The following is a 14,336-nucleotide window of genomic DNA, read 5'->3' as shown; positions in this document are numbered from 1 at the left end:
AAGTTCCTCGTGACTCCTAGAGTTGGCAGGTGTACAGAAAGTCAGATGTAGGGAAAGAGTGGGTCCTGTCGTGAAGTTAACCCGAATCGCCGCTATGGCCACCGCCGCTGCTGTCGTTCCGGCAGTCCTGTTCGCCGCGCCGTCCTTCGCAACCGTTGCTGCCCCGTCCCCGTCCGCTCAGTCCGCCGCGGCGCAGCAGTCCGCCGGACAGCAGGGTGAAGAGCCTGCGGGCAAGGACCAGCGGGCCGAGAAGGACCGGGCCGAGATCCAGGGCATCGTCAGCGTCGCGCGGCCGGGTTCCGCGCTGGGCGATGACGCCAAGAAGGCGCTCGACGGCGATGCCGCGGTGATGCGCGAGTTCCTGGAGCGCGGTCAGTATGCGGCCCGGGACAAGGACAACGGAGTTCAGATTGCGCGCATCGTCTCCACCGGCGGCCCGGGGGTGAAGGAGGCGGGTCAGGCGGCGCTGAAGGGAACTCCCGCGGATCGTGTCCGCTTCCTCGAGGTCGGTCAGTTCCAGCAGCGGGACATCGACAACCAGGTTCTGATCGCGGGGTACGTCTCTATCGGCGGTCCCGGGGTGAAGGAGGCCGCCAAGGCGGCGCTGAAGGGGACCCCTGAGGATCGCGTCCGCTTCCTTGAGGTCGGTCAGTTCCAGCAGCGGGACATCGACAACCAGGTTCTGGTCGCGCGGGTCATTTCCTATGGTGGCCCCGCGGTGAAGGAAGCCGGGAAGGCAGCGCTCAAGGGCACTGCTGAGGATCGTGTCCGCTTCCTCGAGACCGGCCAATACGAAGCCCGTGACAAGGACGAGAAGGCAGGCGGCCGACGCTAATCGTTCGAAGGCCCGGTGAATGACGAGAAGCCCAGCCACGCCGTGGCTGGGCTTCACTCATGCGTGCCTCTTGCCAGGTGTCCCTGCCATCCCCGGCTAGATGCGGACCCGGAAACCGGGGCCGGCACCGGTGGCGATGCGGCCGTGGTCGGCCCATGCACCGCGGCCGTCACCGCCCGGATTCACCAGGGCGTCGACGGCGCCGTTGTCGTGGACGACGAGGTGGTCGGCCCTGCCGTCGCCGTCGATGTCGGCGAAGCGGATGCCGGCGCCGGGTACCGGGGTGCGCGAGACGATCCGGCCCCGGGCGGTCCAGCCGCCCTGTCCGTCGCCGCCGTCGTTGATCCAGGCGCGCACTGCGCCGTTGTCTTCGAGGACGAGGTAGTCGGCCTTGCGGTCGCCGTCGATGTCGGCGAAGCGGACCTTGGCGCTCGGTGCTCCCGTGCCGGCGGCGATGCGGCCCTGGCCGGTCCAGCCGCCCTGGTCGTCGCCGCCGTCGTTGATCCAGGCGCGCACTGCGCCGTTGTCTTCGAGGACGAGGTAGTCGGCTTTGCCGTCGGCGTTGATGTCGGCGAAGCGGACCTTGGTTGCAGGGGCGCCGGTCCCCTTGGCGATGACGCCCCGGTTGGTCCAGCCGCCGCGGTTGTCGCCGCCGTCGTTGATGTAGGCGCGGACGGCGCCGTTGTCTTCGAGCACGAGATAGTCGGCTTTGCGGTCGCCGTTGATGTCGGCGAAGCGGACCTTGCTGCCGGGTGCTCCGGCACCCTTGGCGACGATGCCGTAGTCGGACCAGCCGCCCTGTCCGTCGCCGCCGTCGTTGATCCAGGCGCGCACTGCGCCGTTGTCTTCGAGGACGAGGTAGTCGGCTTTGCCGTCGCCGTTGAAGTCCACCTGGTAGTCGCCCAGCGGGGCCTCACGGGGCGGGGCGGGCTTGATGTCCACGCGCTCGCGCACCCAGGCGCTGCCGGCTGCGCGTTCCAGCCCCTCGTAGAAGGCGGTCGCCATCTTTGCGTAGCCGCTGTCGTTGGGGTGGAGACGGTCGTTGAGGTCGGGGACGGTCACGGCACCCATGTCCACGTATCCCACCTTGAAGCCCTTGTTCCGTCGCTCGGTGACCAGGCCCGGAACTTCGGCGTTGAACTTCTCGACGCGCTTCTGCACATCCGCCAACTGTGATGGGACGAGGGAGGAGACCAGCACTGTCATCTCGGGCGCCGCACGGGTGATCTGGTCGATCAGGCGGCCGAGCCGGGCGGGAGCGCCGTCCACGTCATTGTTGCGGTCCATGTCATTGGTGCCGATGTTGAGGAGGACCACGTTCGGGTCTGCCGCCGGGAGCCAGCGTTCGATGTTCTCGGAGAGATCGGAGATCTGCCAGCCCGAGTGGCCTTCGTGTTCCGCACCGTTGGTGCGCACTGAGCCCACGAACCGCAGGGAGCCGGCGTGAGCGGCCAGCTTGTCGTGCAGGGCGATGCGATAACCGTCGCCGGTGGAGCTACCGGCGCCCCGGGTGATCGAGTCTCCCAGGGGCATGACCGCGAGACGCGGAACTTTCCAATTCTGCGGGGCGGCCTGGGCAATCGGGCCGGCCGGGGCGGCCTCCGCAGCCGGCGGCGAGGGAACTGCGGCGGCGGGCGTGGCCGCTGCGACCGCCGCCAGGCTCGTCGCCAGTGCGGCAGCCAGTGCGGGAACGAAAAGCCGCGCTACGGAGTGACGACGCGGGTGAGTACGGGACATCGTGCCGGGGACTTTCCATGAGGGCTGCTGAGGGATCGGGAAGCAGCCGGGACGAAGGCGGAGCCCCGCGCCGGTTCGGCGGCGCGGGGCTCTGTCACATCTGCCGGATGATCCGGCGGATCGAGACGGAAGAAGAGGCGAGGTCAGATGTGGACCTTGCTTGCGGGTGCTCCGGCGCCCTTGGCGATGGTGCCGTAGTTGGTCCAGCCGCCGCGGTTGTCGCCGCCGTCGTTGATGTAGGCGCGGACGGCGCCGTTGTCTTCGACGATGAGGTAGTCGGCTTTGCGGTCGCCGTTGATGTCGGCGAAGCGGACTTTGGTGCCGGGTGCTCCGGCGCCCTTGGCGATGGTGCCGTAGTTGGTCCAGCCGCCGCGGTTGTCGCCGCCGTCGTTGATGTAGGCGCGGACGGCGCCGTTGTCTTCGACGATGAGGTAGTCGGCTTTGCGGTCGCCGTTGATGTCGGCGAAGCGGACTTTGGTGCCGGGTGCTCCGGCGCCCTTGGCGATGGTGCCGTAGTTGGTCCAGCCGCCGCGGTTGTCGCCGCCGTCGTTGATGTAGGCGCGGACGGCGCCGTTGTCTTCGACGATGAGGTAGTCGGCTTTGCCGTCGGCGTTGATGTCGGCGAAGCGGACCTTGCTGCCGGGTGCTCCGGCACCCTTGGCGACGATGCCGTAATCGCTCCAGCCGCCACGGGTGTCGCCGCCCCTGTTCAGCCATGCATGGACGGCGCCGTTGTCTTCGACGACGAGGTAGTCGGCCTTGCCATCACCGTCGAAGTCGACATCGGCGTCCCCCGGAACGTCGCTCGCAGGCTGCGGGGTCGGGACGGAGACGACTCCGCGGATCCACTTCTCGATGTCGTCGACGCGGGTGCCGACGGCGCCGGTGCGGGTCTCTTTCTCGTCGGTGCCGAAGCACCCACCCTGCCAGGAACGGCTGTTGACGCCGACCAGCTCGAACTTTCCGCCGATGTCCCGGAAGGCCGGGCCACCGTTGTCCCCCTGGCAGATGGCGGCGCCCTGGGTCTTTGCCGAATAGTCGACCGTTACTTCCTTCACGGTGCTCACGGAGAACTTCGCGTAGTGCAGACGGTCGGGGATCCACTCGGTCCCGGTACGGCCATAGCCCGAGACCCACAGGTCCTCGCCGGCGAGCGGGATATTGACGCCGAGGTTCACCGGGGCGATCCCGCTGACCGGTTTGGCCAGCTTGGCCAGTACCAGGTCCCGGTCCTCGCGGGGGACGAGCTCCAGGACTTCCCCGACGCTGCCCGTCTCCCCGGTCAGGTCGGCGCGACCTATGGTGGCGATCGTCTTGGGTATCGTGGCGGGGAGCTTGAGGCTCTCAGCGGGATTGTCGGCGAAGCAACTGGCGGCGGTGACCAGCCACTGCGGCGAAACGAGAGCTGCCGAGCAGCTGTGCTTCCCGCCGATGTCGAGCTTTGCGGTGAAGGCGAACGAGTCATTCGCAGGCTGGCCGACGACGGCGTGCGCGGAGGTCGCCGTCAGGGTGTTGGCCATGACTGCAGTTAAAGCCATGATGGCAAACCACGCGGCGCGTGGACGTCTGTCAGACATTCTTATTTCTTTCTTGTTCGAATATATGGCAGGGTCTACAGGGTGGGCCCTACCGATAGATGGTTGCTGCGTGTGCGCCGGGTATCGAAGCCGTATTCTGCGCCTACTAGTCGCCCAGGGTTGCCAGGCCGTAGCACCCGAAGGCGCTGGCGATTACGGCCAGGCAGGCTACGCAGAGCCCCCAGATCGCCCTTTTGTGTCGATATCCCGTGCGCTGGGCCCCGCGGAACTCGCGAACGGCGCACACCAGGCTTGCTGCAGCGAGAAGCGGCGCGAAAACCCATGTGATGTAGATGAACCAAGCGAAGATCGCAGCGAGCCCCAACGGTAATGCAAACCGTCTGGGGTGTGCCGGTCCATCCATCTCATCTTGAATACTCCGCGAACTGTCGGCCTGGTCGCCCTTCATGCTGATTCCCCTCGCTCGCCTGGCCGTAGGGCCGCCGTGTCCTTCGACCGGAAGACTGTCAGTAGTCCATGGCTTCGGTCCAAGAGAAGGACTGTGACCGGGTCCTTGCCGGACCGAGCCAGTTGGCAAAGCCGTTGACCTTGTCCGCCATGTACTTGTCCCACAACCCGTTCAATCCCGGAATGGGAGGGTGCATGAAGGAGTTGAGGCTCGTCTCGTTCTCGATGGTGATCTTCACCTGCGCAGTACTCGTCTTCTCATCTCGTGAGACCACGATGAATTTGTAGCTGTACGAGCCGATGAAGAGGTTCCCTGTGCTGCCGTAACGGCCATGGGAGAACTTCCTGACCACCCACGCGGAACCGCCCAGCGTCAATACATCCATTGCGTCGTCGATCGGCCGGGTCCAGCCCTCCTCCTTCAGGAGATTGTAACCGTGGCTGCGGTCGGGGTCCGGGGTGTTTCTGCCCGCGCCGACCTCCTCGCGAATTCTCTTGCGGACGACGTCCATCGAATGATCCTTGCGAAGCTGCTTGGTGAACTCGTCATCAGGGCCGTATTCCGTGTGGTCCTCCCCGCCGAAGCCGGTCAGCCATTGCAGCCCCGTCATGAACGGCCCGGGCTTGCCCTCGGGATCCGTGATATCCGTCGTCGTCATCATGGCGAGTTGCATCCGCACTTCCACCGGGAGCTTCTCGCGCTCCTTCCACAGCTTCTCCTGCTCCTGGCGTCGTTTTTCCTCCTCCTGGATCTGCAGGTAGCGGTAGTGCTTGTAGGCGTCCTGGTAGGCGCCCTCGGCGGTTGCGGCATCCTTGCCTGCGGTCGTGGCGGAGGTCCGGGCCGCATCAGCGTAGGAATAGGCCGCGTTGGCCGATGCCGTCGCCTGGACGGCGGAGATGTCGGCGCGTGTCGCTGAATACGCGGCTTCGTCGGCATCGTGCTCGGCCGCTGTTGCCGCCGCGTCGGCAACTCGCGCCGACTTGAGCGCGTCTGCTGCCGAGGTCTCGGCCTGCTGAGCGAACCCGCGCGCCTGATCGGCGTAGGTCTTGGCTTCCCCGGCCACCTTGGCGGCCTTCTCGGCATAGGCTTTGGCCTGATCGGCGGCCTGATTGGCCTTGACCGCAACGACGGCGGCTTCAGCGGCGTTCTTCTGCGCGAGCGCAGCGACCCCAGCTGCCTCGGCGATGAGCTGCTGGATCGTGGCGACATGCGTGGCCGTCAGGTGATCCCGTCGGACTGTCGAGTATTGACCGAACTCCACGAAGTCATGCAAGGCGCTGTCGGTTCCCTCGAGGGCGATCCTGGCCGCTGCCTTGGTCTCGGCGCCGTCGCTGCCGAGTAGCCGGGTGGCGGTGATCCGGTCGTCTGCAACCTGGGCCGTGTACTGGCCTTCATCGACGAAGGAGCGGAGCTTGCCGATAGAGCCGTCGCGCAGAGCGGCCTGAGCGGCGCTCTTGAGCTCCTGGCCGCCGCTTCCCATGATCTGTGTCACGCGGATGCGGTAGTCGGTCAGTGCCACGTTGTACTGGCCAGTGCTCAGGAACTCGCTGATCTGCTTCGCATCACCCTTGAGCGCTGCGGCTGCCGCCGTGCGGACGTTCTCCACGTCACTGGTGCTCGCAAGGCGTTCGACCCTTGCGCGCTGGTCCTCCGCGGCGGCCTGTTGCCAACCGCTGCGCAGGTAACTACGCATCGACTCATCCGAACCGGCCAGTGCGGACTTCGCTGCCGACTGGCCCCACGAACCACGGGTTTTGAGGGCCAGGACCGCGACCTTGCGGCCCTTGGCAATCATCTCCTCGGCATCCGTTCCGGGCCTGAGCGCTTCGTCGACGAGGCGCGTGGCTTCGGCATCCAGGTCCTTGGCCGTCTTGGCCGCCTGATCCGCCTTCGCGACCTCCAACTCCTGGGCCTTCTTCTCGGCCCGGGCCGTCTCGATCCCGGCCGCGGTCCTGGCCTTCAGCTCCTCGGCCTCGATCTTCACCGCGACGTCGTGGACCTTCTTGGCCGTGGCGACCGCATCCGATGCCTTGTCGGCAGCCTGTTTCGCCGCAGTGGCGTGCTCCGAGGTCTCCTTCGCGGCTGTGGTCGCCTCGCCCGCGTGCTCCGCGGCCCGCCGCGCGGCTGCGGCTGCCTGCTTGGCGTGATCGGCGGCCGAGTGTGCGGCTTGACGTGCCTCGCCGGCAGCGCCTGCGGCCTCGTAGGCCAGGTCCCGCGCCGCGACGGCGGCCCTGCGCGACTCCCGCGCCTGGGTGCGGGCATTGGCCGCCCATGCCTTGGCCTGGGCGGCCTCGGCCCCGGCCGCCCCGGCGTAACCACCGGCTTCGTCGGCGGCGTTCGCCGCCTCGTCCGCGTTGGCACTGGCACTGAGCGCCGCGTCGGCAGCGACGCCGGCGGCCCGGGCCGCCGCCTCGACCTGTCCGGCGACCTTCTCCGCCGCCTCAGCCGCGCGCACGGCCGCATCCGCTTCCTCGGCGGCCTGCCGGGCGGCTGAGGCCATTCCTGCGTCCGAGGCGGCGTCTGCCGCCGCGTTTCGGGCCCGCGCCGCCGCCGAGGCGGCAGCCGAAGCCGCGGCAGCGGCGTTCGCGGCGGCGTTGGCGGCCATGCGTGCCGCATAGTTGGCCGCCTGAGCCGCGCCTATGGCCTCCTGCGCGGCACTCGCGGCACCCTTCGCGGACTGCGCCGCACTCCGTGCCCAGCCGGCCGCCCGCCCGGCGTCCTTGCCGGCCGCCTTCGTCTCCTCGGCGGCCTTCTTCGCGTCTTCCTTCGCCAGTTCGGACGCCTTCACCGCACGCGCCGAGGCGCTCTTGGCGGCAGCCGTCTGCTGCTTGGCGACCTCGCCCGCCTCCTTGGCCTGCTGAGCCAGCTGAGCTGCAGTGGCGCGCTCCTGGTCACGGGAACGAGCGATGTTCTGTCCGACCGCGAGGAACTCGCGGATGTCGTTCGCCGACCCCCGGAGCGCGACCTTCGCGGCTTCCTTGGTCGCCGGACCGCCCGCGCTCATGATCTGCGTGACCTTCAGGCGGTCGTCATTGATGCGAGTCGTGTACTGGCCCTGGTTGAGGAACTTGCGGACGTCGTCGATCGAGCCCCGCAGCGCCGTCTGAGCGGCCTCCTTGGTCGCCGGGCCGTCCGACTCCATGATCTGTGTGACACGGATCCGCATATCCGTCTCGAACGGTGCCTTCCAACCATCCTTCAGGAAGGCGCGCAACTTCTCCTTCGAACCGGAGCGCAGCGCTTCGTGGGCCACCTCACGCACCGTCACGCCGCCGGCCATGAACATGCGTGTCGCATCGGCGCGGTCGTCGGTGTACTCGGCGAAGTCCTTTTCGCTGCCGAGGAACTTGCGGACATCGTCATCGGTACCCATGAGCGCGGCCTCGGCCGCCGCCTTGACCGCGGGACCGCCCGACGTCCACAACTGGACGACACGGCCGCGATCGGTCGCCGGATCCGTAGCTTCGTCCGCTGCTGCCGGGGAGTTCCCGAGCAAACCTGCGAGAAGCGCACAAGGCAGTACGCCGAGGCTCAGGGTACGTAAGCCGAGCTTCCGTCTGTGCCTGCTTCTCGTTAAGAAGAGGTTCTCTCTCACCAGTCGCTTCTTCCTGGCCACTTGCAAATCGCCGCACTTCGGCGGCGTGAGCATAGCCAGCGTCCGGGAGGTGACGCTCTGTCATGGATGCTCTTTCCGTGCCTTTCCGGTGAGCGGCAAGGGGAAGGTGTGTCATGTTCACGACTTTGCGTACCGGCGGTAAACCCCTGGATTGCCGGGAAAATCAAGTTGAGGAACCGTCAGATGCAGGCAAAGTCGGTGGGGGTGATAGGTTCCCGCGCAGTTGTCTTTATTTCGCCGTTACGCACGGCCTCCGCCGATGCGTGACCATCGGAAGGATTCCTTGGTGTTACTTCGCGCGCGTCGCATGCTGATCGCCGGTGCCATCGGGGCCGGCTCCGTCATCGCCGGCATCTCGGCTTCGGGTCTCGCTGCCGCTGCACCCACTCCCGCTGCTACGGACGACGCCACGCCTCCGTTCGCGGTGGAGAACTTCGACTACCCGAACGCGGCGAAGATTTTCCAGGAGCAGGGCATCGCGCTCCGTAAGGGGGATGGTCGCATCCTGCTCGTCGACTGCAAGGTCTCGCGGCAAATCCAGGTCCTGACCTCGGTGAACCACCCCGGGCAGAGTGAACCGGGCGTGTACTGCTTCAAGGTCGCCGGAACTGGTAAGACCGGTTATCTCGAGCTGCAAGTCCCCAGCGTCTACAGCATCATGACCGGCGACGTCGCCGTGCGAGCCAAGCTCAGGGTGGACGGCAAGGATCAGGAGCCCGTCGTCTTGAGCAAGAACGACGCGGTGGGGGTCGGCGTCGGTGCACCGGTGCCCGGTCCGGCCACCACACTGGTCGAGCTTCGCGTCACCGGCTGATCACGGGACCGGCCTGCTCCGGTTTGAGCTGTGGCCGCCGCCCCGGCTCGTGCCGGGACCGGGTGTCACCCGGGGCTGGATGCGGTGCATAGTGAGATTAGGTCCACCTTTTCCTTTTCGGGGGAGGGTGGACCTACTGGCTCCCAATGGAGCTCTCGATGCGGTTCAAGGGCTTGACGGGGTCTGGGGCGGACGGCTCTGCTTAGGGTTCATATGTTGTATGGATGGCCGGGCTCCAGTGTTGTGGTCCGGTTGAGGGGACGGCCGGCGTGCCGTGTCCGGCTAGGCGGGAGTGGATGGGCGTGGAGACTCCGGGGTCGCAGTCGTCGCTGCACCGGGCCAACCTCGAGCGGGTCGTGCGCGCGGTGCGCAGGGCGGGGTCGCTCACGCAGGCCGAGATCGCCCGGGCTACCGGGCTGTCGGCCGCTACCGTCTCCAATATCGTTCGGGAGCTGAAGGACGGCGGGACCGTCGAGGTCACGCCCACCTCCTCCGGGGGGCGGCGGGCCCGGAGTGTGTCCCTGTCCGGGGACGCCGGGATCGTCGTCGGGGTGGATTTCGGGCACACCCACCTGCGGGTCGCGGTCGGGAACCTTGCCCAGCGTGTGCTTGCCGAGGATGCCGAGCCGCTGGATGTGGACGCGTCCGCCGCGCAGGGGCTGGAGCGGGCCGAGCGGCTGGTCAGGCGGTTGATCGCGGGGACCGGGATCGATCCGTCCAAGATCATTGGGGTGGGGCTCGGCGTGCCCGGGCCCATCGACGTCGAGACCGGGACCCTGGGGTCCACCGCCATCCTGCCGGGGTGGGCCGGGACCAATCCGCGGGATGAGCTCGCGGAGCGGCTCAGGGTGCCCGTTCATGTGGACAATGACGCCAACCTTGGCGCGCTCGGCGAGCTCGTGTGGGGGGCCGGGCGCGGGGCTGCCGATCTTGCTTACATCAAGGTCGCCAGCGGTGTGGGTGCAGGGCTTGTCATCAATGGGCAGATCTATCGCGGGCCCGGGGGCACTGCGGGTGAAATCGGGCATATTACGCTTGACGAGTCCGGGCCCGTCTGCCGCTGCGGTAACCGGGGGTGTCTTGAGACCTTTACGGCTGCCCGCTATGTCCTTCCCCTGCTCCATTCGGCCCACGGCACCGATCTGACCGTCACCCGCATGGTCCAGCTCGCCCGTGAAGGCGACCCCGGATGTCGACGGGTGATTTCGGACGTCGGGCGGCATATTGGTAGTGGTGTCGCCAACCTCTGCAACCTCCTCAACCCCCGCCGCGTCGTGCTCGGCGGCGACCTCGCCGATTCCGGCGAGCTCGTCCTCGCGCCGATCCGCGAATCCGTCTCGCGCTACGCGATCCCCAGCGCCGCACGGCAGTTGGAGGTCGTGCCCGGTGCGCTCGGCGGTCGCGCCGAGGTGCTCGGTGCGCTCGCCCTAGTGCTGAGCGAGATGGGTGATTCCACCCTGCTGGAGGGGCATGCTCCGGTGGGTGCTCCGCTGCCCTCCTGAGGCCCCGCCTGAGGCTCGCCCGAGTTCGGTACCAGTCGTTCCAGTCGTTCCAGTCGTTCCAGTCGTTCCAGCCGGTTCCCGGCGGCTTCATCCCACTTTTGGGTCAAGCCGCTTCAAGCTCCTCCTTGAGTTCACGTAGATAACGAATGGCACCGTTGCCATCTCGTTAAGGATTTACTTCTTGACGGCCCCTTTGCGGCCGAGTTGACTTCCAGCCACCTCGGCCGCAACGACGCGGCCTCGTCAGGGAGGTTTCTGCAAGTGAACACGCATCTGCGTCGTGCAGCCGTGGCCGTGGCGGCCATGTCGATGGCGGCCGGTCTCGCCGCCTGTGGCAGTGCCAAGGAGGCCGGCGGCGGGGAGACCAAGAAGGACACGAAGGGCCCGCTCACCATCGGGCTCCTCCTTCCGGAGAACCAGACCGCGCGCTACGAGCGCTTCGACAAGCCGCTGATCGAGAAGAAGATCAAGGAATTGGCGGGCGCCGACACCGTCGTCCTTTACGAGAACGCCAAGCAGGACGCCTCCGTCCAGCAGCAGCAGGTCGACACGATGATCACCAAGAAGGTCGACGCGCTGATCGTCGATGCGGTGGACGCGAAGTCGATAGCTTCCTCGGTGAAGAAGGCGAACGACAAGGGCATTCCCGTCGTCGCCTACGACCGTCTGGCCGAGGGCCCGATCAAGGCGTACACCTCCGTCGACAACGAGCGCGTCGGCAAGATCCAGGGCGAGTCGCTGCTCAAGGAGCTCGGCGACAACGCGTCCAAGGGCGAGATCGTCATGATGAACGGGTCGGTCACCGACCCGAACGCCAAGATGTACAAGGACGGCGCCCACTCCGTGCTCGACGGCAAGGCCAAGGTCGGAAAGGAGTACGACACCAAGGAGTGGAAGCCGGAGAACGCCAACGAGAACATGAAGGGCGCGATCTCCTCGCTGGGCAAGGAGAACATCGTCGGCGTCTACTCCGCCAACGACGGCATGGCCGGCGGCATCATCACCGCCCTCAAGAGCGCCGGCTTCGAAAAGCTCCCGCCCGTCACCGGCCAGGACGCCGAGCTCTCCGCCGTCCAGCGGATCCTCTCCGACGAGCAGTTCATGAGCGTCTACAAGCCCTACAAGCCCGAGGCCGACGCCGCTGCCGAGATGGCCGTTGCGCTCGCCAAGGGGAAGTCGCTCGACGGAATCGCCAAGAGCACCGTCGACAGCGGCACCCAGAAGAAGGTTCCTTCCATCATCGTCACCCCCTTCGCGCTCACCAAGGCCGACATCGGGAAGTACGTGGGTCAGGAAGGCTTCTTCAACCGCGACGAGATCTGCACTGAGAAGTACAAGGCTCAGTGCGACTCCGCCGGGATCAAGTAGGGATTCCGCAGATGTCCGCCACCACCGCCACCACGGCCGCAACGGCCCGGTCCGGCGCCACCCCCGTTCTCGCCCTGCGCGGGATCTCCAAGCGCTTCGGTGCCGTCCAGGCGCTCACCGACGTCGACCTGGAGATCCACGCCGGCGAGGTGGTCGCCCTCGTCGGCGACAACGGCGCCGGCAAGTCCACCCTCGTCAAGACGATCGCCGGCGTCGGCCCCGCCGACGACGGGGTCGTCGAGTGGGAGGGGCGCCCGGTCACCGTGGACCGGCCGCACGCCGCCCAGGAGCTCGGCATCGCGACCGTCTACCAGGACCTCGCGCTCTGCGACAACCTCGACGTCGTCGGCAACCTCTTCCTCGGCCGCGAAATCACCCGCGCCGGGGTGCTCGACGAGGTCGAGATGGAGCGCCGCGCCCGTGAGCTGCTCTCCACCCTGTCCATCCGGATCCCCAGCGTCCGTATCCCCATCGCCTCGCTCTCCGGCGGGCAGCGGCAGACCGTCGCCATCGCCCGCTCGCTGCTCGGCGAGCCCAAGATCGTCATCCTCGACGAGCCGACCGCGGCGCTCGGCGTCGAGCAGACCGCGCAGGTCCTGGACCTGGTCGAGCGGCTGCGCGAGCGCGGCCTCGGCGTCATCCTCATCAGCCACAACATGGCCGACGTGAAGGCCGTCGCCGACCGCGTCGCCGTCCTGCGCCTCGGCCGCAACAACGGCACGTTCGAGGTGGCGAGCACCACCCAGGAAGAGATCATCTCCGCGATCACCGGCGCCACCGACAACGCTGTCACCCGGCGCCGGGCCCGCTCCGCGGAGGCCACCAAGGCGGCGGGGGCGGCGGAGGCGGCGGAGGCCGCGGAGGCTGCGAAGGCCGGCGGTGCCGGCGAGGCCGCCGAGGCTGCCGGTGCCGGCCAGGCCGATCACGCCGACCGCGCCGGCCAGGCCGATCACGCCGACCGCGCCGGCCAGGCCGATCACGCCGACCAGCCCGAGAAGGAGGCGGGCGCATGACCACCAAGCTGCCCACGTCCACGTCGTCCACCGAGCCGCCCGCCAACGGCAATGGCAATGCCAATAGCAACGGCAACGGAAACGGCCAGGCCCCCGCCCACGACGCCGTCCCCGCCGTCGACCCCCGTCTCCTCGTCCGCGAGGAAGGCTTCGCCGGCTACTGGGGCGAGTTCCTCCGCAAGCTCCGCAGCGGCGAGCTCGGCTCCCTCCCCGTGATCGTCGGCCTGATCGTCATCGCCCTGGTCTTCCAGCTGCGGGACCCGGCGTTCCTCGGCGCGGAGAACCTCAACAACCTCTTCGTCACCGCCGCCGGCACCGGCCTGATCGCCGTCGGCATCGTCTTCGTGCTGATCCTCGGCGAGATCGACCTCTCCGTGGGCTCGGTCAGCGGGCTCGCGGCCGCCGTCTTCGCCGTGCTCAACGTGAGCCACGGCATGCCGGAGTGGCTGGCCCTCGTCCTCGCGATCCTCTCGGGCACCCTCATCGGCGCCCTGCACGGCTTCTTCTTCGCCCGGATCGGCGTACCCGCCTTCGTCGTCACCCTGGCGGGCCTCCTCGGCTGGAACGGCCTCATGCTCCAGGTGCTCGGCTCCAACGGCACCATCAACCTCGACGACTCCGGCATCGTCGCCGGTCTCACCAACCACTACTTCACCGACATCGCCGCCGCGTACGGGCTCGCGACGCTCGCCGTGGCCGCGTTCTTCCTGGTGTCCTTCCGGGACAGCAGGCGCCGCGAGGCCGCGGGCGTGCCCAGCAGGCCGCTCAGCGAGATCGTGCTGCGCACGGTGGCGCTGGCCGTGCCCGCCTACGTGGTGGCCTGGCTTTTCAACCAGTACAAGGGCCTGCCGCTGGCCGTGGTGATCTTCCTCGGTGTCGTCGTGGCGCTCGACCTCGTGCTGCGCCGCACGGCGTACGGGCGGAAGGTCTTCGCCCTCGGCGGCAGCGTGGAGGCGGCCAGCCGCGCCGGCATCAACGTCGCCGCGGTCCGGATCTCCGTCTTCGCCCTCTCCGGGACGATGGCCGCCGTCGGCGGCATGTTCCTGGCGTCGCAGATCAACGCCGCGAACCAGTCCTCCGGGGCCGGCAGCCTGCTGATGAACGCGATCGCCGCGGCCGTCATCGGCGGCACCAGCCTCTTCGGCGGGCGCGGCAAGACCTGGTCCGCCCTGCTGGGCGTGCTGGTGATCCAGTCGATCGCGTCGGGCATGGCGCTGCTGGGCATCGCCTCGGCGGTCCAGTACATGATCACGGGAGCGGTGCTGCTGGCCGCCGTCGTGATCGACTCGGTCTCCCGGCGGACGCAGAAGACGGCCGGCCGGGCGTAGGCCCCTGCGGGCTGCTCTCTCCCTGCGGGGCACCGCCGTCCGCCGACCACCCGGGTCTGCGGGCGGCGGTGCCCTTGCGTACGGGTGCGCCCGCCGTACGGGTGTACCGACGGGTGTACCCGTACGTACGAGCCTCT

Annotated in this window: 8 protein-coding genes and 1 pseudogene; 6 read left to right on the top strand and 3 right to left on the bottom strand. The window is 67.9% G+C overall.

Annotated features, from left to right (window positions below; genetic code table 11):
- The first annotated feature begins 94 nt into the window (after nt 1–94).
- Nucleotides 95–835 (top strand): ALF repeat-containing protein, encoded by a 741-nt coding sequence (locus tag NQU55_RS18735; RefSeq protein ID WP_168096668.1) that lies wholly within the window; start codon nt 95–97, stop codon nt 833–835.
- Nucleotides 836–931: 96 nt separating this feature from the next.
- Here NQU55_RS18735 and NQU55_RS18730 read toward each other — a convergent pair whose 3' ends face one another.
- From NQU55_RS18730 to NQU55_RS18720, 3 genes are all read right to left on the bottom strand, one after another.
- Entirely contained in the window at nt 932–2,368 is a 1,437-nt protein-coding gene (locus tag NQU55_RS18730; RefSeq protein ID WP_256790867.1) for an FG-GAP-like repeat-containing protein, read from the bottom strand.
- Between the two features lie 347 nt (nt 2,369–2,715).
- Entirely contained in the window at nt 2,716–4,092 is a 1,377-nt protein-coding gene (locus tag NQU55_RS18725) for a trypsin-like serine protease (RefSeq protein ID WP_256790866.1), read from the bottom strand.
- A 524-nt stretch (nt 4,093–4,616) separates the two neighbouring features.
- Entirely contained in the window at nt 4,617–8,207 is a 3,591-nt protein-coding gene (locus NQU55_RS18720; RefSeq protein WP_256790865.1) for an ALF repeat-containing protein, read from the bottom strand.
- 274 nt (nt 8,208–8,481) lie between these two features.
- Here NQU55_RS18720 and NQU55_RS18715 point away from each other — a divergent pair, with 274 nt between their 5' ends.
- The 5 genes and pseudogenes from NQU55_RS18715 to NQU55_RS18695 all read left to right on the top strand — a co-directional run bounded on the left by NQU55_RS18715 (nt 8,482) and on the right by NQU55_RS18695 (nt 14,199).
- Nucleotides 8,482–8,988 carry a hypothetical protein gene (locus NQU55_RS18715; RefSeq protein WP_206329951.1) on the top strand — a complete coding sequence of 169 codons (507 nt, stop codon included), beginning with the start codon at nt 8,482–8,484 and terminating at the stop codon, nt 8,986–8,988.
- Nucleotides 8,989–9,290: 302 nt separating this feature from the next.
- Nucleotides 9,291–10,490: an ROK family transcriptional regulator gene (locus NQU55_RS18710; protein WP_168095620.1), complete on the top strand. Its 1,200-nt coding sequence runs from the start codon at nt 9,291–9,293 to the stop codon at nt 10,488–10,490.
- A 261-nt stretch (nt 10,491–10,751) separates the two neighbouring features.
- Nucleotides 10,752–11,858 carry a substrate-binding domain-containing protein gene (locus tag NQU55_RS18705; protein WP_256790864.1) on the top strand — a complete coding sequence of 369 codons (1,107 nt, stop codon included), beginning with the start codon at nt 10,752–10,754 and terminating at the stop codon, nt 11,856–11,858.
- 11 nt (nt 11,859–11,869) lie between these two features.
- Nucleotides 11,870–12,685, top strand: a pseudogene (locus tag NQU55_RS18700) (ATP-binding cassette domain-containing protein); the annotation flags it as partial.
- Nucleotides 12,686–12,867: 182 nt separating this feature from the next.
- Nucleotides 12,868–14,199, top strand: a complete 1,332-nt coding sequence (locus NQU55_RS18695) for a sugar ABC transporter permease (protein ID WP_168093448.1) — start codon at nt 12,868–12,870, stop codon at nt 14,197–14,199.
- The last annotated feature ends 137 nt before the right edge of the window (nt 14,200–14,336 follow it).

Origin of the sequence: Streptomyces telluris (assembly GCF_024519335.1) — a bacterium.
GTDB lineage: Bacteria > Actinomycetota > Actinomycetes > Streptomycetales > Streptomycetaceae > Streptomyces > Streptomyces telluris.
The sequence above is the reverse complement of the archived record's forward strand: the minus strand, read 5'-3'. Positions and strand labels throughout refer to the sequence as shown.